This window comes from Coleofasciculus sp. B1-GNL1-01 (assembly GCF_040220235.1).
Lineage (GTDB): Bacteria > Cyanobacteriota > Cyanobacteriia > Cyanobacteriales > Coleofasciculaceae > Coleofasciculus.
This window is the reverse complement of sequence record NZ_JAVJTO010000145.1, coordinates 1-15,673: the sequence shown is the minus strand read 5'-3', so window position 1 is coordinate 15,673 and position 15,673 is coordinate 1. Positions and strand designations below refer to the sequence as shown.

The window sequence follows — 15,673 nt, the reverse complement described above, 5'->3', positions numbered from 1 at the left end:
ACCTCTGCGTTAACCTCTGCGTCCTCTGCGTTAAAAAAATACAATTTGCAACCAGACAAATTATCAAAACTGTAGTGGCGTGATCGGGTTAAAATAGGACTTTGTTTGTAGTAAGCACGAAGAGTGCTTTAACGCCTAGCTGGAGAGGGCTAAAGCCCTCACTACGAACCAAATCTATTTCACCAAATTAGCTGGGTTAGTTTGTGGGATCTCGGATACTCTTGGCGTCTGGGGATGATTCAATCGGTGCGATCGCGCTTTCTTTTTCTTTTAACTTATCCATCGCCACACCCCAGTTGTACCAGGCTAATTGGTAATCTGGTTTAAATTGAATCGCTTTCTCATAGGATGCGATCGCACCTTTATAGTCTCCCAGGTTCCCCAAGGCTAACCCCCGATTATTCCAGGCTTCGGTGTAGTCGGGTTGGCATTGAATCGCCTGATCAAACGACGCGATCGCACCCAGAAAATCCTGATCGGCGAGTTGCTGTTTCCCTTGATTTAACCAGGTTTCGGCGGCATCACTTGCGGCAGTTTCGCCCTGATCCGCGTCTCCCGTTTCTTCTGGATAGGCTTCCCCTTTCCTGGCGGGTTTTGCCAATAAATCCTTGCCAATTTCTGCGGCAATTTCCCCTAATTCTCCACAGCCGACGCCACTCATCTGCAATAACTGCCAAGCCAACTGATGATCCGCTTCTGGCAATTGCCGCAACTGCTGTCCATAGTCATACAGCCACAGTTTAAAATAGCGATCGCTGCTCTGATATCCTAAATGTTGCAGGATTTGTTCCCGATTCCATCCCTGATTCACCCCAATCAACAGTTGGCGAAATAGCTGCTGATACTCTGCATCACTGAGGCGTTTTTGAAGCCGCCTGTATTTTTGGGGTTTGAGAAAGGGCGGTAAGATTGGCTGAATTAGCCGCATTAGCCACTGCCAAAACCGCTGAATCATCGGCTTGTCGGAAACGGGTTTATTGTTCTAGTGTATATCGTCTGAAGGGGTGACAAGCTCCCGTCAAAGGTAAGCAGGGTGTGGGGTATGGGGTGTGGGGCTTCTCGGTAAGGAACACAACAACCCTTAACCATCAATACTTTGAGCTTTATTGACAGAGGGTTTGATTCAAGGAAATCGGGTAGCATTGTATGGCATCACCTTGCTCAGGAAAAATGTACCCTTGCTCCCCCAGCTTCCCCAGCTTCCCCAGCTCCCCCTCACCCCAACACGTATTCAGCAGCACCCTACCTACTCCCCCTGTTTCCCCGCCTCCGGAGTTAATAACGCCGGAATCGTGAAATAAAAGGTTGTTCCGACTCCCGGAGATGATTCAACCCAAATTTGTCCGCCGTGATGTTCCACAATTTTCTGACAAATCGATAAACCAATTCCTGTACCTGGATATTCTTCATTGGTGTGTAGACGTTGGAATACCTTAAAAATTCGTTCAAAATACGCCGCTTCCATACCAATCCCATTATCCTCAACCCGAAACACCCATTCATTCACCTCAGTGGGTTCTGGCGTACTCGGCAACACCCTAGCGGAGTCATCACTTAATGAAGACGTTGTTTGGCGCAATTCTGCCGCAATTTTAATCTCCGGTGCAACCTCCGGGGAGCAAAATTTGAGGGCATTACTGATTAAGTTTTGAAACAGTTGTACAAGTTGGATGCCATCTGCCATGACGATGGGTAAATGTTCGCAGATAATCACAGCACCCTGCCCTTGAATTACACTGTCTAAATTCGCCAAAACAGACTCAACCACCTGATTACAGTCGGTGGGTTCAAATTCTTCCCCCTGAGTCTCGACTCGTGAATAGTTCAGCAAATCTTGAATTAGCTGTTCCATGTGATCGCCTGCTTCTAAAATTCGATTCATGTAGTGAGCGGCTTTATCATCCAACAAACTCTGGTATTTTTGGCAAAAAAGCTGACCAAACGCTTTCATCGTTTGCAGGGGCGATCGCAAATCATGAGAGGCGATGCGAGCAAATTCTTCCAAGTCTTGATTCGAGCGGATTAGCTCGGCGTTAAGCTGCTGAAGTTGTTGATTTTGGTACTGCAATTGCCGATTTTGATCAACAATTTGCTCTTGCTGGCGAACAACCATCAGTTGATTATTCACCCGCGATAACACTTCTTTCACATGAAAGGGCTTGGTAATATAATCGGTTCCCCCTACCTCAAAGGCTTTGACTTTATCCCATTCATTATCCAACGCGCTCAAAAAAATGATCGGAATATGCTGGGTGCGTTCATCGGATTTTAAGTGCTGGCACAGTTCATACCCATTCATTTGTGGCATCATAATATCCAGCAAAATAAGCTGCGGCAACGCTTTTTCAATCCCCATTAATGCCATTTTGCCACTAATGGCATTTCTTACCCGATATCCTGCCTCGGTTAGAGTTGTCGATAACAGACGTAGATTGTTGGGCTGATCGTCAACAATTAAGACATAGCCGGGATTCTTTAGGTTACTCATGGTAAAAGGGTTGCGTCAGATTCATTAAAGTGTCAAACCGAAACTCATTCACCAAATCCCTAAGGGTTTCCGCTAAGGGAACGTTAGACGGTGGAATTTGTTCAATGAGTTGGTTCATGAGTTCATGATCAAGACTGCTAGCGGCTTGATGAAGTTGCATAGTCCACTCATTTGGCATTATCGCTAAATGTTCGGGTGTCAGCAACAATGAACTGGTGTTTTCCTCAAATGGGGATGTTAAATGAGTGAACGCATAGCGATAGCGTACACCCAAATAGTCAGTCATCTTGGTGAAGATGGTTTCCTCCCGAAACGGTTTAATCACTACATCACTACATCCCACGGCAAAAAAACGCTGTTGTTCTTGGGTAAACGCACTGGCGGTGACGGCAATAATGACGGTGCCTGGGGTAGAGTTAAAGGGTTTTGTTTGTTTCTCCTTGGCTCTAATCTGCTGAATAAACTACCCAGACCTGCTAAGAGCTGAGGTCTGGGTTTTTAGTAGCCCTGAAGTCATCGAACAAGCTAAGCTGAACATACTCAATAGTTCGGTTTAACTTGCACGATAACCCCGTGCCTCTAGGCTGGTTTATAGACAGCCCCACAAGTGCAATATTATTGGCTCCATTGAAATCAGCATCCCCATGCCAACCACAATGCCCACACCTGAATGTCTTGCCACTACGGTAAGACTTTCCTTTTACGGGATGAATGTGCAGGCAGTTATGGCACATCTGAGAGGTATAAGCAGGGGGGACTGGGGTGACTTGAACACCAACACCAAGCGCTTTGTACTCGATAAACATTCGTAGTTGATAAAATGCCCACGAATTTGAGCGTCTGCGCTCAGTCTTGTTTCTTGGTTGCCCTTTTGTTCTTTCCCTTATGCCTGTTAAGTCTTCTATAGCAATTGAGGCACTTAACTCAACTGCCCGTCTAACCACTGTTTTGGAGATGTTGTGGTTGAGCCATTGCTGGTAACGCCTCTCCCTCCCCGACAACCGTTTCAAAACTTCTCGACATCTACGTCGAGTTGTTCTCGTGCCTTTCGAGGCTTTTTTCTGGAGAGATGCTCTAAGAAAGGAAAACTTATCTCGCACCGACTGAATCGGCTTACCGTCCCACCTTTGATCCTCTGAGGTAACAGCAATGTCGCGACGCCCTAAATCGACACCTATTACCTTATCGGTATTTTTTGGGTCTGGAGGGGTATCCTTGATCTGAATGTGCAGGTAGAACTGCCCGTCGCGGTGCTTACATAATTGAGATGAAGTTGGGTTCCTCCCTTTGAGTTTTCCTCTTTGGTAGTTACCTGGGTTCAATTTAACTCGCTCTCTACCGCGAACAGTAGCAAGGCTTACCGTCCAGTCGTGTTCACGAAGTCGAAACAAGTCCTTATCGCAGTCCATACTGCCTGAGGCAAACTTTTTAACAGGCTTGCCTTTTGAAAAGGCTACCTTTCGGTTAGCCGCTACTCTTGCACAAGCTCTGACTGCCATATTGGCTACCAAATTGAATTGGCTTTTAATGGTTTGATAAGTCAAAGATTGAATCGCAATTTTGTTGGTCAGTTTTGGATCTGTATGTCCGTTGACGTAGTTGCAAGCATCCGCAAACGCCTGAAGAGTTGCCTCTAAGAAGGCCACCTGCTCAGGGGAGGGTTGAAGCTTTACAACTATCGTGAGGACTTGTTTCATGGCTGCTATTATACCACTTAGCGGGCAATAACTGGAAATACTTCGGGCGTTTAGCCCTCGTCTTTCCCGCTCTCCCCCTACGGCTTACCTCCACTTCGTTCCGGTTGAAGCCGTAGCCCCTCGCGATTTAGGTGGCTTCGTAACCATCCATCACAGGCATCCGCATATCCATCCAAATGAGATGCGGTTGCCAACGTTCCCAGGCGGCTACAGCTTGTTGACCATTTTCGGCGACTTGTATCTCAAATCCGATTGGGGTTAGTAGTTGCATCAAAAGTTGGCGATTACTGGGACTATCGTCAGCAATTAAAATACGAGGCGGCGGTTGATTGTCGATGATCCCAATCACTCGTTTCGGTGAAACTGGAGGCGAATCGTCACAACTGGGAACTACCTGGATGGGAAGACTAAAGGTAAACGTTGTACCTTGATTCACGACACTTTGCACCGTCATTTCTCCGCCCATCAGTTGTACAAAGCGGCGGCTAATGGCTAACCCTAATCCTGTCCCCGACGGCGTGTTTTTCCCGGTTTGGGTTTGCCGAAATGGATCAAATAATCGGTCAAGTTCCTCTGGCGCAATTCCGAATCCGGTGTCCCTGATTGAGAATAGTAACGTCGGGGAATGGGGGGATTTTTCCAGAGTCAGTGTCACTTGACCTTGAGGCGTAAATTTAATCGCATTGTCGAGGAGGTTAATTAGAATTTGGCGTAATTTGTTTTCATCGGTTTGGATATATTGGGGAATGGCGTCCGTCCATTGAATCAGCAGTTTTAATCCTTTGTCCTTGGTTTTTAAGTGAAACATTTGCCTGAGAGTATCCAGCAAATGATATAAATCGAAGTTTTTATCATTAATCGTCATACAACCTGCTTCGATTTTGGATAGGCATAAAATATCGTTAATTAATGCCAACAAATGCTCACTGGATTGGTTAATGATGCTTAAATAGTCCCGTTGCTGGAGTGTAAGTTTCTCCCGGTTGTATAAGAGTTGGGTAAATCCCAGAATCGCATTGAGGGGGGTGCGGAGTTCATGGCTAATATTTGCCAGAAATTCACTTTTAGTCCGGTTGGCGGATTCAGCCGCATCTTTGGCGTTACGCAGTTTTGCTGCAAGAGTTTGGTATTTTTTTATCTCTTGAGTCAGTTTTTGGTTCTGGCGTTCTAATTCGATGGTGCGTTCTTTTACCCGTTTTTCAATATGGTGATTTAGGGATCGCCTCAGGGATTGAATGTGTTGGTGATCGCTGCTCGGATCAGATTTACATTTCATAAACTCTAATTATAAACAGCCTGAAAATTGCCCTAAACTTAGATAGCTAGGGATAGATGAAAAGAATCGGCTTGAGCCATGACTATGGCTATCTATCAGGTAGGTGTAAATTAAATCGTCTCTTGTTATTGACTTTATGATTTATAGTTGTTTAAATTTCTGCCTCATCCAATCGGGTGAAACTGAACGAGACAAAGATAATCAAAATCCCTCCTCAGTTCTCCATTGGTTCCAGACCAGTCTCCTTTTCTGGAGGAAACTGTTCTAGCCTAACTATTGTCTAGTCTTTGTCTAAAAAAATACTCCTTCTGGTTGAATATAATACAGAGCTAGGTGAAGGGCTTTACAGTGACATATATCACAAAAATTCTGTGATATTCACTCAATTTAGCAGAGTCGAAGCTTGAGGAAATTTAAATATATAGCACTACGCATTAAGGTTAGGACATAACAGAAAAACTAAAATCGATCAATCCCTTGAGGAACAAGCTTTTTTCTTCCCTATTCCCCATTCCCTATTCCCCATTCCCTATTCCCCATTCCCCATTCCCTATTCCCTATTCTCCATTCCCTATTCCCCATTCCCTATTCCCTATTCTCCATTCCCTATTCCCGCTTCGCGTAGCTCTATACAAAATAGCGAGCGAGACGCTCGCACTACAGTCGGGGCGGGTTTCCCTTACTGTTCCCTATTCCCCGTTCCCTGTTCCCTAATCTCAACCATTAACTTTAATTGTGTCCACCTACTTATCAAAATACCGTGAACGTTAGATTCAGCAGCCCCTAATTTCCTCTGTCCCTCACCCATCGCCGAAACGCTCTTAAAGCCTGACTTGTTCCCGACAGTCGTGCCATCTCTAAAAAGCGAGAAAATTCCTCAATCACTGGAAAATCAGGAAACGTCGGACTTGTCGCTAATTCAACATACTTTCCTGATTGCACCACATAAACCTGCAATCGGCGATTCTGATAGCGCCAAATTTCTGGCACCCCTAACACCTGATACGCACTCAACTGAGTCTTAGACGTTACATCTATTTCTATTGCCAAATCAGGCGGCGGATCAACGGTTAAATCCAGACTTTCTCGCCCAATCATCCGAGCTGCATTTTGGATATAAAAACAATCATCGGGTTCAATTCCCGCCATCATATCTTGTCGTTTAAACGTCGTTGATCCGAAGGGTTCCCAATCAATTTCTAATTCATCTAGTAATATCTTTAATAAATCTCCAATAATAACCTTGGCTTTTTCATGTTCCGGCAAAGGCATCCTAATCTCCAACGTATGATCGAGATAAGCCACTCGACTAGCGCGATGCTCTCCCAATTCCGCTAAAATCGCTTCAAATTCCGACCAATCCACCTCATAAAGCAGCACTCGATGTCCGGGCGGTACACTAATTTGTCTCAATTGCAGCGTTACCATTATTGTTTCACTTGCCTTACGAACGACTCTGCCTATAGTAATCACCTGGACAAAGTTTCTGATAAAACTTTACTGTAACCGACAGAACTTGCGATCGCGGTCAAATTGAGGATCTTGCCAGGAAAAGGCAAAATGACTGATACCACTGACACCAGGTATTCGTTGGCGGATTGCCTGCATCTGCTTTTCTAGAGAGGGGCGATTGCTGACAGATTTACCCCAGGTTCCGGCTAGTGCTGGTGTGATTTTGGTATTCAGGGGTGCTTTATCCACCACTCGTCGGACTAAACTCTCAATACAACCCGTATGACCGCAAACGCCGTAGGACATGGGATGCCACTCTAAGGATGGGGAAAAATGATCCCAAGGTTGCAATCGAGAATCATACCCCCCTCGTCCTACCACTTGATTGCCATCGGGAAAAAATACGGCTCCGGCTTTGATTCCCGCCCGTTGAACGGGTAATGTTGCCATGGAAAGAAAATCTAACACCCCTTGAGCCGCATGAGCTACACTAAGCTGCCACAGTTGCCAGTTTAACGTTGCTGCACTATCCGAACTTGCAGGCGATCGCCCTTGCCACAGTGGGGTGGATTCGTTGGCATAGCGCGTCTTGACGGATTCTACATCGCTAGCGCTAATTGAACCATCCTGTACATAGCGCTGAATCAGTTCGCGCCCTTGATTATTAAGAGCGCGATTATATAAGGCTTGTCGAGACGCATCACTATAAATCCATAAATCTTTTACTTTAGTGGCAACTGAATCTGAGCCAGTGCCACGCGGATAACGAATATAGTCAAATAAAACACCATCAGGACGACGTTTCGTCACTGATTGAACCAATTGATAGTAATCCGTTTTAGCTTGATTATTATAGGGATCAACAAAGGCTTGGGACTGGTCATGGACATAGGATAAACTGGTTTGACCGCGACCATTGCGAGCCAGAACCCGTTGCCGATCGCTGCGTTGAGCATACCTGTAGCCGAAGTTCATCGAGAACATCCAGGCATAAACTCGCAATCCCCGTTCATGCCCTTTTTGAATCGTCTGGGCTAATAAATCGACCCGTTCATATCCCGGTGTTCGCACCACGGGGGGCCAGGGGGTGGGGTTGTCTGAGGCGGGGAGCAAGACTTGACCATCGGAAAAGACTTCAACATAGACCTTGTTGTAGCCTCGATTGACAATCCGGTCGAGAATCTCATCAATCGCACCCGCACGAACATCACAGGCATAGAGACGTAGCCATATTGCTTGGTCTTGGGGGAAGGTGCGATCGCGGCATTGGCGCAAAACGTCACCATGTTGCTTGACGATGGCTTTATAGCGGTTATTGAAATCTGGATTTCCTTTAATCGCACCCTGGCGCAGGCTTTCTTTTTGCGCGATCGCATCATCCGTAAAGTGGCAATAGGCAGCCGTTTGAGCTTGAGCCGTTTTAGCCACGTAGCCCTGAGTGATGATACTACTCGTCAATAAGGCGGCAACCAGTGAGCGATAATAATAGCGCCAATGCCATCCTCTAGGGACAAGACCGTTGGACATTCCTACAAAAACCACAAAAGAACAACAACATTAATCGCGGGTATCCCCATCTTCTCCGAAGCAAAGGCGGGGTTGATGAAGTGGGTGTCTTTAGTATTAACAGACAATCGAACGAATCGACAAATTATCCCAGACAGAATTAAGGACGTTCTTTTTTAGCTTCTGGGATTTTGTCCTGTTTCCGGACAATGGCGCTCAGGTTATCTTGATGGATGGGAGGGGAGGAAGTTTTGACCTTTCATGGCGTTCGAGGGCATGGCGCATGAATGTGTAGGGGCGGGTTTAGGGATTTTCTTGTAGCTATTGATGGTAACGTTTCGACAAAACCCGCCCGAACTAACTGTTAAGTTAACTCCCCCATCTCCCCCATCTCCCTTTAAATCAGGTTAAGCGCCGCGTCTTATCGCTCGTTCCACCTGCCGGAATTCTTGCTCTAGACGGTCTTTGAGCTTTTGGGGTAAGGGACGATTGGGATAAGAGCTGTAGTAACCTGCCAGAGAATTGAGAGCTGTTCTCATTGTAGAGAACGAACTGAGGTTGGCGACCGATCCATCTCGACGATAGCGAGAAATATACTCATTAATGCTTTGACGCGCTTTTGATTGAGCCTCTGCCTTATCAGGCGCATCTTCCGGTAGTTCAATAGCCGCTCTCAAGGAGTCCAAGGCGGTTAGAGTGTCTTGGCGATAATTGCCAACCAAGCCAGTACTGCTGGACGAACACCCCGTTAGCGCGATCGCAACCACGAGGACAAGGGCAACAAGACGGGATAAGTAGCGCTTCATAAGCATCATTCACCATAGACAAAATTTCCAAAGTAAAATCGATCCTAACCCGGATTGGTGATCCATAGTTTTGAGTTTTGAGGATTTGAGCCAGGGTTTGCTTACCAAACCCCCAAAAATGTTACCTTGTTGCAATGGTCGCTGTACTCCAGAGGTGTTGAAAATGGACTCAAAAACGAACGACGTTAAACAAATAGCATCCCAATTACTCGCAGGGATGCTGGCTAATCCTCATATTTACACCACAATTAGTGATGAGGGACACCAAGGACAGATAGAACAGAAACTGATCCTGATGGCGGTGGAGATGGCGGAGGATTTGATTGACAAGGCACAAAGCCGTCATCCTTTAGCAAACGACTGAAGCACACCATGGGTTATACCACTTCCTTCGAGGGAACCTTCAGCCTCGATCAACGATTATTGGATAGCCAAGTTCTCTATTTACTGGCATTTGCCAATACGCGGCGGGTTAAGCGGGATGTCACTGTACTGCAAAATGCTCCTGATCCCGCCAGAGTTGCCGTCGGATTACCCTTAGGAACAGATGGCGGCTATTTTGTCAATCAACAATGGGATGAAGACCACGATGAGATTTCAGTGGTTGACTATAATAAATCCCCCTCTGATCAACCTGGCTTGTGGTGTCAGTGGATTCCCACCTCCGATGGCAGTGGAATTCAGTGGGATGGTGGTGAAAAGTTTTATCACTACATCGCTTGGTTACAATACCTGATCCTTCATTTCCTCCAACCTTGGGGGTATCAGTTGCAGGGTGAAGTTAACTGGCAAGGCGAAGATCCCACGGATCAGGGAGTGATTCGGGTTGAAAATAACCAGGTTGTTTTGCCAGCCGGGATTGATTTTCTCAAAGAAGCAACTGCCCCCATTCCTGTACCCCATTCGGTGATGCAAGGATTAGAAGCGATTCAAGCTGCCAATAAAACGGCTTTGTATAGTTGGTTGGCGGCTGAACAAACAGCCATTGAGTTGGGATACCCGGAAACTGCCCACTGGATTCAATCCCATCTGGAACTGTATATCCGTGGGATGAAGCAAGGGTTTGTTGGGGAGGATCAAACTTAGCCGAAACGCCCGCTTACATAGTCTTTTGTGGCTTCCTCTTTGGGATTTTGAAAGATATTTTCGGTTTCGTCGTACTCAACTAAATACCCCTGTTTTCCCCCCTTTTCTGTGGCTCTGGCATTGAAGAAGGCAGTCATATCAGCAACCCGTGTGGCTTGCTGCATATTGTGCGTCACAATCACAATACTGTACTTTTGTTTCAGTTCGTGCATTAAGTCTTCAACCTTAAGGGTGGAAATCGGGTCAAGAGATGCACAAGGTTCGTCCATTAATACCACATCCGGGTTAATCGCGATCGCACGGGCAATACACAATCGTTGCTGTTGTCCCCCAGATAGGGACATCCCGTTGGTTTTCAGCTTATCTTTGACCTCATCCCATAACGCGGCACCACGCAGAGAGCTTTCAACCAACTCATCGAGGTTCCCTTGGTAATTATTCACCCTGGCACCATAAGCAATATTGTCATAAATTGATTTGGGGAATGGGTTGGGTTTTTGAAACACCATACCAATTCGCCGTCTTACTTCTACCGAATCAACGCTTTTGTCATAAAGGTCTTTCTGGCGATAGTAAACCTTACCCTCAATGTGAAACCCGTCGATTAAATCATTGAGACGGTTGAAGCAACGGATCAATGTACTTTTACCACAACCCGAAGGACCAATCAGAGCCGTGATGCGGTTTTTGGGAATCTCCATAGATACCCCCTTAACCGCTAAAAATTTGCCATAGTATATATCTAGGTTTTCCGTATGTAAAACCGTTTCTGTTGATTCCTCATTACCTTGATTCGGACTGGCAACTTTTTGATTAGATTCCATGATAATTCCCCCTTACTTTTTAGGTTACTTGCTACTACGATAACTGGATTTTAAGGTTTAGACTTTGAACCTTTTCTATATCTATATAGGTAGGTTAATTGGGTAATTCATAACTCATAATTCAGTAAATGCTTTTCCGGGTTGCCCAACGAGAAATCACACTGGTGAGTAAGACCAAAGCCACCATGAGTAAAGAAGCTGCCCAGGCTAATTCTTGCTGAGCCGAAAAAGGCGAGGTGGCAAAATTGTAAACTAACACGGCTAGCGAGGGAGTCGGGTCACATATTCCTGAGGGCCAAAAGAAGGTGAATAGAGCCGTAAAAATCAACGGGGCGGTTTCCCCAGCGGCGCGAGCCACTGCTAAGGTGGTTCCTGTCAGGATAGCGGGTAAAGCAGCGGGCAGAACTACTCTCAATACCGTTTGATATTCCGACGCTCCCACACCCACAGATGCCCAGCGCACATCCTGAGGCACAATTTGCAGCGCTTCATCGGTGGTTCTGATGATAATTGGTAACATCAATACCGCCAGAGCAACGCCTCCTGCAAATGCAGAAAAGCTACCTGAACAGGGAACAAACGCCGATCCAACTACGATAATCCCGTAAGCAAATATTCCAGCAATAATTGAAGGGACACCACTTAAAACGTTAGTGGCAAAGCGAATCCAGCGAGCAATTGGACCCGAACTAAATTCGGACAGATAAACGGCGGCTAAAACCCCAATGGGAACACTAATCAGCGCCCCAATTGCGATGACAATCAACGTCCCAGCAATCGCATTGCCTACACCGCCACCGGATAAACCCGCTGCTGGGGGTAACTCGGTAAATAAGTCTAAGTTCAGGCGGTTAAATCCTTTGATGATCACATAGATAATTACCGCAAACAACGGGATCAAGGCAATAACCAGACAAGCTCCGGCTAAGATGGTCATTATGATCCCAAACAGCGATCGCCCACTCGTGTATGAACGGGTAAAACTGTGAGTGGGAAAGTCTTCAGCTTGTTTATCGGGGAGATTCTCGGACATAAACTCTTTTATGTTTTGATTGTTGACCTAACCCGCTAGTCGGGCAGGGTTTTGAGGTTTGAATGATTAAAACTTCTTAACTTGGCGCACAATCAACTCCGCCAGAATGTTCACGATTAGGGTTAGGACAAATAGCACAAACCCGGCATACATTAAAGCCGCCACCTGTAAACCTGACGCTTCGGCAAATTGGTTAGCCAATAGGGAGGCAATCGTATTGGCGGGGGCGAGTAGAGAAAAATTAAGTTGATTGGCATTACCAATCAGCAAGGTGACTGCCATGGTTTCTCCCATGGCTCGACCTAGCCCTAACATTATGCCACCAACAATGCCTGAAAATGCTGCTGGAATTAGAACTCGAAAAATGGTTTGCCAGCGAGTAGCTCCCAATCCTAGGGACGCTTGTCGCAGATCAGGAGGGAGAGATGCCAGGGAATCACGAGAAATTGCCGTGATAATTGGCAAAATCATCACCGTTAAGATAATCCCTGCCGGAAACATACCCACACGAGTCGGTTCCGTACCAAACAGGGGAATCCAGCCAAAGGTGTTATGCAGCCACTGTTCAATGGGTAACAGGATTGGCACTAAAACATAAATACCCCATAGCCCATAAACCACACTAGGAATCGCCGCTAACAGTTCTACCATAAACACGAGGGTCATTCGCGCTGATTTGGGCAGAAAGTCTTCGCTCAAAAAGACGGCGGTGCCAATTCCCAGGGGTACAGCAAACAATAGTGCGATCGCGGAACTCACCAGTGTCCCATAGATCATGGGGAGCGCCCCATAGTCATTTTCTACGGGATTCCAAGCGCTGTTGACCAGAAAATTCAGACCGAATTCCCGAATCGCAGGTAAGGCTTCTATGCCCACCGTGATCGCGATGAAGATTAAAATACCCGCGACTGACAGCGCCAAAATGCGAGCCAGCCAGACAAACCCCCGATCCGTCGTTTTTTCACGACCTGATCGTTGGGGGAGTATTGCTGAATGGGACTCAGCTTGTGTGGTCATAATTGAATAGAGTGAACCGACATTAGAAAATTCAAGGATACCAGTGGATCGATCAAACCTAGTATCTGAAGCACTGGAGCAGATGGGAAAGACGCTTGGTGATCTTCGAGAACAACGGGTTGTGTGGTGGGACGGGTTTCACGATTATTGTTGCTTTTTTTTAACCCGCCCCAACTGAGTGGAAGTATTTTAACTCCCAATTCTCTTATCTCTTTCAGGTGCTGTGATGCTATTCACTCACCTCAATGTCATACTCGTCGCTAATCACATCAGCTGCCTCTGCCACTTTTTCCCTGACATTGGGCGGCAGTTTCACATACCCTAAATCTGGGGCAATTTCTTGACCTTCCGTCAACATATACTCAATTGTTGCTTCTAAGGATTTCGCCTTCTCTGGATCATCATACTCTTGGTAAGCCAAAAGCCAAGTATAAGTAACAATGGGATAGGATTCCTCGCCTTCAGGATCAGCAATAAATGCCCGCAGATTTTCCGGTAATGTAACCGCTTCTAAGGTTTTAGACGCCGATTCATCACTGGGCGTGACAAAATTCCCGGATTGGTTTTCTAAAGCAGCAAAGTTAAGGTCATTATTCTTGGCGTAGCCGTATTCGACATAGCCGATCGCACCATCGGTTTGTTGAATCTGAGCCGTAACCCCTTCATTTCCCTTTGCGCCAACCCCGGTGGGCCACTCGACGGTTTTGCCTTCACCAACTTGCTCTTCCCACTCCGGACTAATTGCACTCAGGTGTTTGGTAAAGACGCCTGTGGTACCACTGCCATCGGAACGGTGAATCACGGTAATCGGCTGATCGGGTAACTCTACACCCTCGTTTGCTGCCGCAATTGCCGGATCATTCCAGTTGGTAATTTCACCAAGGAGAATATCTACATACACATCCCGTGGCAGTTTCAATTCTTCTATCCCATCAAGATTATAAGCGAGTACGATACTACCCGCTGTCATCGGCAGCATGAGAACGCCTCTATCGACTTCCGCGATTTCTTCATCCTTCATTGCCACATCGCTAGCGCCGAAGTCTACCGTACCTTGAGTAAACTGTTCCACACCAGCACCACTGCCGACGGATTGATAGTTAACCTGCAGCATCGGATATTGACTACTGAGTTCTTGGAACCAACGCTGATAGATCGGGGCGGGGAACGATGCACCAGCACCGGTTAGCGCTACAGATTCAGCGAGGGCAAGTTTGTCCTCACCCGCACCCATGTCAGTTTGATCGGTTTCTCCACCTGTGTCAGCCTCTTGCTGCCCTCCACACGCCACTAGGCTAATGGCTAGAGCTAGCACGGAAACGGAGCGCACTACACGAGCTGGATTGATGAAAGCGAGACGGAACACCATTTGACTAAGCCTCAAAGACAGTTACACTATGGGAAGTCTCTTGCAGGATACTCCTCATTCGTAAAGAGAAGGTTAACAAGTTTCATTTGAATTTCCGTAGGGGTTTGGAAACCAAACCCCGGTTATTAATTTGATTCCTCATGACACACCGAGCGAAGCGATGTCCTGAGCCTGTCGAAGGGTCGAGGTGTTCCCCGTTCCCTAACTTGGTATAAGACAGAATGTCGGATATACGGTATAGTGTTAAGTCGCGGTTCTATCGGTTGTGACATTACAACCAAACCGTCGAAGTGCAAAGCGAGGGTCTAAGCGTCAACTACCGCACACCAACCCTGATCGGGTATGGTGTGGACTTGAATAAAGTCTGTTGACCAGACGGCTCACCTCGACTTCGCGGGCGTGAGCGGAGCCGAACCGAGCAGCCGTTAAGACTAAGAGTTAAAGTTCGTACCTTGGGATGCGTGCCAGTTCCAAGCTCTACAACTGGGTAATTAAACAGGTCATTCGGAAAAGCCAGTGTTACTCAGAAAGTACCGAGTCTTAACCTCGTCGAGGCAAACTTTACCAGTAATGAGAGTCTCAAAGTAATGCGAGTTTTCGTACTAGATAAAAAATTGAAACCTCTTGACCCCTGCCACCCTGCCAGGGCAAGAGAACTACTGAACAAAGGAAGGGCTAAAGTATTTAAACGCTATCCATTCACTATTGTTTTACAGGATAGAGTTATTGAAGATTCAGTTACTCATTTTCATAGAATCAAAATCGACCCGGGTAGCAAGACTACTGGAATTTCGGTTGTCCAAGAGGAGACAGGGCGAGTTACAAACGCCTTGGAAATCTCTCACCGAGGGCAGCAAATTAAAGACGCTCTTGATTCACGCTCTTCATTGCGAAGAGGAAGACGTAATCGTAAAACCCGTTACCGCAAACCTCGTTTCTTAAACAGAACCCGTAAAGAGGGATGGTTGCCACCATCTATTGAAAGTCGCATTGCCAACATTGAAACTTGGGTGAGGCGAATCAGGAAACTTTGCCCAATTACCGCTATCTCTCAAGAGCTAGTCAGGTTCGATTTGCAGCATAAGCAAAACCCTGAGATTAGCGGGATAGAGTACCAAA

At 46.5% G+C, this 15,673-nt stretch carries 15 protein-coding genes; 3 read left to right on the top strand and 12 right to left on the bottom strand.

Annotation, left to right across the window (positions count from 1 at the left end):
- Positions 1-196: 196 nt before the first annotated feature.
- From RID53_RS32670 to psb27, 8 genes are all read right to left on the bottom strand, one after another.
- Complete coding sequence (locus RID53_RS32670; RefSeq protein WP_446392062.1) at positions 197-955, bottom strand: tetratricopeptide repeat protein; 759 nt, start codon at positions 953-955, stop codon at positions 197-199.
- A gap of 291 nt (positions 956-1,246) precedes the next feature.
- Positions 1,247-2,488 carry a response regulator gene (locus tag RID53_RS32665; protein ID WP_446392061.1) on the bottom strand — a complete coding sequence of 414 codons (1,242 nt, stop codon included), beginning with the start codon at positions 2,486-2,488 and terminating at the stop codon, positions 1,247-1,249.
- Positions 2,481-2,831, bottom strand: coding sequence for a hypothetical protein (locus RID53_RS32660; protein WP_446392060.1), 351 nt, complete (start codon positions 2,829-2,831; stop codon positions 2,481-2,483). The genes RID53_RS32665 and RID53_RS32660 overlap by 8 nt, the downstream gene beginning before the upstream one ends.
- Positions 2,832-2,964: 133 nt before the next feature.
- Positions 2,965-4,185 (bottom strand): RNA-guided endonuclease InsQ/TnpB family protein, encoded by a 1,221-nt coding sequence (locus tag RID53_RS32655; RefSeq protein WP_446392059.1) that lies wholly within the window; start codon positions 4,183-4,185, stop codon positions 2,965-2,967.
- Positions 4,186-4,312: 127 nt separating this feature from the next.
- Entirely contained in the window at positions 4,313-5,461 is a 1,149-nt protein-coding gene (locus RID53_RS32650) for an ATP-binding protein (protein ID WP_446392058.1), read from the bottom strand.
- Positions 5,462-6,244: 783 nt separating this feature from the next.
- Positions 6,245-6,889: a Uma2 family endonuclease gene (locus tag RID53_RS32645; protein WP_446392057.1), complete on the bottom strand. Its 645-nt coding sequence runs from the start codon at positions 6,887-6,889 to the stop codon at positions 6,245-6,247.
- Between the two features lie 69 nt (positions 6,890-6,958).
- Entirely contained in the window at positions 6,959-8,440 is a 1,482-nt protein-coding gene (locus RID53_RS32640; RefSeq protein WP_446392056.1) for a family 10 glycosylhydrolase, read from the bottom strand.
- A gap of 386 nt (positions 8,441-8,826) precedes the next feature.
- Positions 8,827-9,225, bottom strand: a complete 399-nt coding sequence (gene psb27, locus RID53_RS32635) for a photosystem II protein Psb27 (RefSeq protein WP_446392055.1) — start codon at positions 9,223-9,225, stop codon at positions 8,827-8,829.
- 163 nt (positions 9,226-9,388) lie between these two features.
- Between psb27 and RID53_RS32630 the strand changes: the two genes are divergently transcribed.
- Positions 9,389-9,589: a hypothetical protein gene (locus tag RID53_RS32630; protein WP_446392054.1), complete on the top strand. Its 201-nt coding sequence runs from the start codon at positions 9,389-9,391 to the stop codon at positions 9,587-9,589.
- Between the two features lie 8 nt (positions 9,590-9,597).
- Entirely contained in the window at positions 9,598-10,311 is a 714-nt protein-coding gene (locus RID53_RS32625) for a hypothetical protein (protein WP_446392053.1), read from the top strand.
- Here RID53_RS32625 and pstB read toward each other — a convergent pair.
- The 4 genes from pstB to pstS all read right to left on the bottom strand — a co-directional run bounded on the left by pstB (position 10,308) and on the right by pstS (position 14,554).
- Entirely contained in the window at positions 10,308-11,135 is an 828-nt protein-coding gene (gene pstB / locus RID53_RS32620) for a phosphate ABC transporter ATP-binding protein PstB (RefSeq protein WP_446392052.1), read from the bottom strand. The two genes, RID53_RS32625 and pstB, sit on opposite strands and share 4 nt — an antisense overlap.
- A 121-nt stretch (positions 11,136-11,256) precedes the next feature.
- On the bottom strand, positions 11,257-12,168 hold the full coding sequence (pstA, locus tag RID53_RS32615; RefSeq protein WP_446392051.1) for a phosphate ABC transporter permease PstA: 912 nt from the start codon (positions 12,166-12,168) through the stop codon (positions 11,257-11,259).
- Between the two features lie 66 nt (positions 12,169-12,234).
- On the bottom strand, positions 12,235-13,185 hold the full coding sequence (gene pstC / locus RID53_RS32610; RefSeq protein ID WP_446392050.1) for a phosphate ABC transporter permease subunit PstC: 951 nt from the start codon (positions 13,183-13,185) through the stop codon (positions 12,235-12,237).
- Between the two features lie 229 nt (positions 13,186-13,414).
- Entirely contained in the window at positions 13,415-14,554 is a 1,140-nt protein-coding gene (pstS, locus tag RID53_RS32605) for a phosphate ABC transporter substrate-binding protein PstS (protein ID WP_446392049.1), read from the bottom strand.
- A gap of 587 nt (positions 14,555-15,141) precedes the next feature.
- Between pstS and iscB the strand changes: the two genes are divergently transcribed.
- Positions 15,142-15,673: RNA-guided endonuclease IscB (gene iscB / locus RID53_RS32600; RefSeq protein ID WP_446392048.1), on the top strand; the 532-nt coding region annotated here is incomplete at its 3' end.

Excerpts from the sequence above, each read along its gene's own strand:
- RID53_RS32650 (WP_446392058.1), bottom strand. The coding sequence starts at position 5,461 with ATGAAATGTAAATCTGATCCGAGCAGCGATCACCAACACATTCAATCC.
- RID53_RS32645 (WP_446392057.1), bottom strand. The coding sequence starts at position 6,889 with ATGGTAACGCTGCAATTGAGACAAATTAGTGTACCGCCCGGACATCGA.
- pstS (WP_446392049.1), bottom strand. The coding sequence starts at position 14,554 with ATGGTGTTCCGTCTCGCTTTCATCAATCCAGCTCGTGTAGTGCGCTCC.
- pstC (WP_446392050.1), bottom strand. The coding sequence starts at position 13,185 with ATGACCACACAAGCTGAGTCCCATTCAGCAATACTCCCCCAACGATCA.
- RID53_RS32665 (WP_446392061.1), bottom strand. The coding sequence starts at position 2,488 with ATGAGTAACCTAAAGAATCCCGGCTATGTCTTAATTGTTGACGATCAG.
- pstA (WP_446392051.1), bottom strand. The coding sequence starts at position 12,168 with ATGTCCGAGAATCTCCCCGATAAACAAGCTGAAGACTTTCCCACTCAC.
- pstB (WP_446392052.1), bottom strand. The coding sequence starts at position 11,135 with ATGGAATCTAATCAAAAAGTTGCCAGTCCGAATCAAGGTAATGAGGAA.
- RID53_RS32640 (WP_446392056.1), bottom strand. The coding sequence starts at position 8,440 with ATGTCCAACGGTCTTGTCCCTAGAGGATGGCATTGGCGCTATTATTAT.
- psb27 (WP_446392055.1), bottom strand. The coding sequence starts at position 9,225 with ATGAAGCGCTACTTATCCCGTCTTGTTGCCCTTGTCCTCGTGGTTGCG.
- RID53_RS32655 (WP_446392059.1), bottom strand. The coding sequence starts at position 4,185 with ATGAAACAAGTCCTCACGATAGTTGTAAAGCTTCAACCCTCCCCTGAG.
- RID53_RS32670 (WP_446392062.1), bottom strand. The coding sequence starts at position 955 with ATGATTCAGCGGTTTTGGCAGTGGCTAATGCGGCTAATTCAGCCAATC.
- RID53_RS32625 (WP_446392053.1), top strand. The coding sequence starts at position 9,598 with ATGGGTTATACCACTTCCTTCGAGGGAACCTTCAGCCTCGATCAACGA.
- RID53_RS32630 (WP_446392054.1), top strand. The coding sequence starts at position 9,389 with ATGGACTCAAAAACGAACGACGTTAAACAAATAGCATCCCAATTACTC.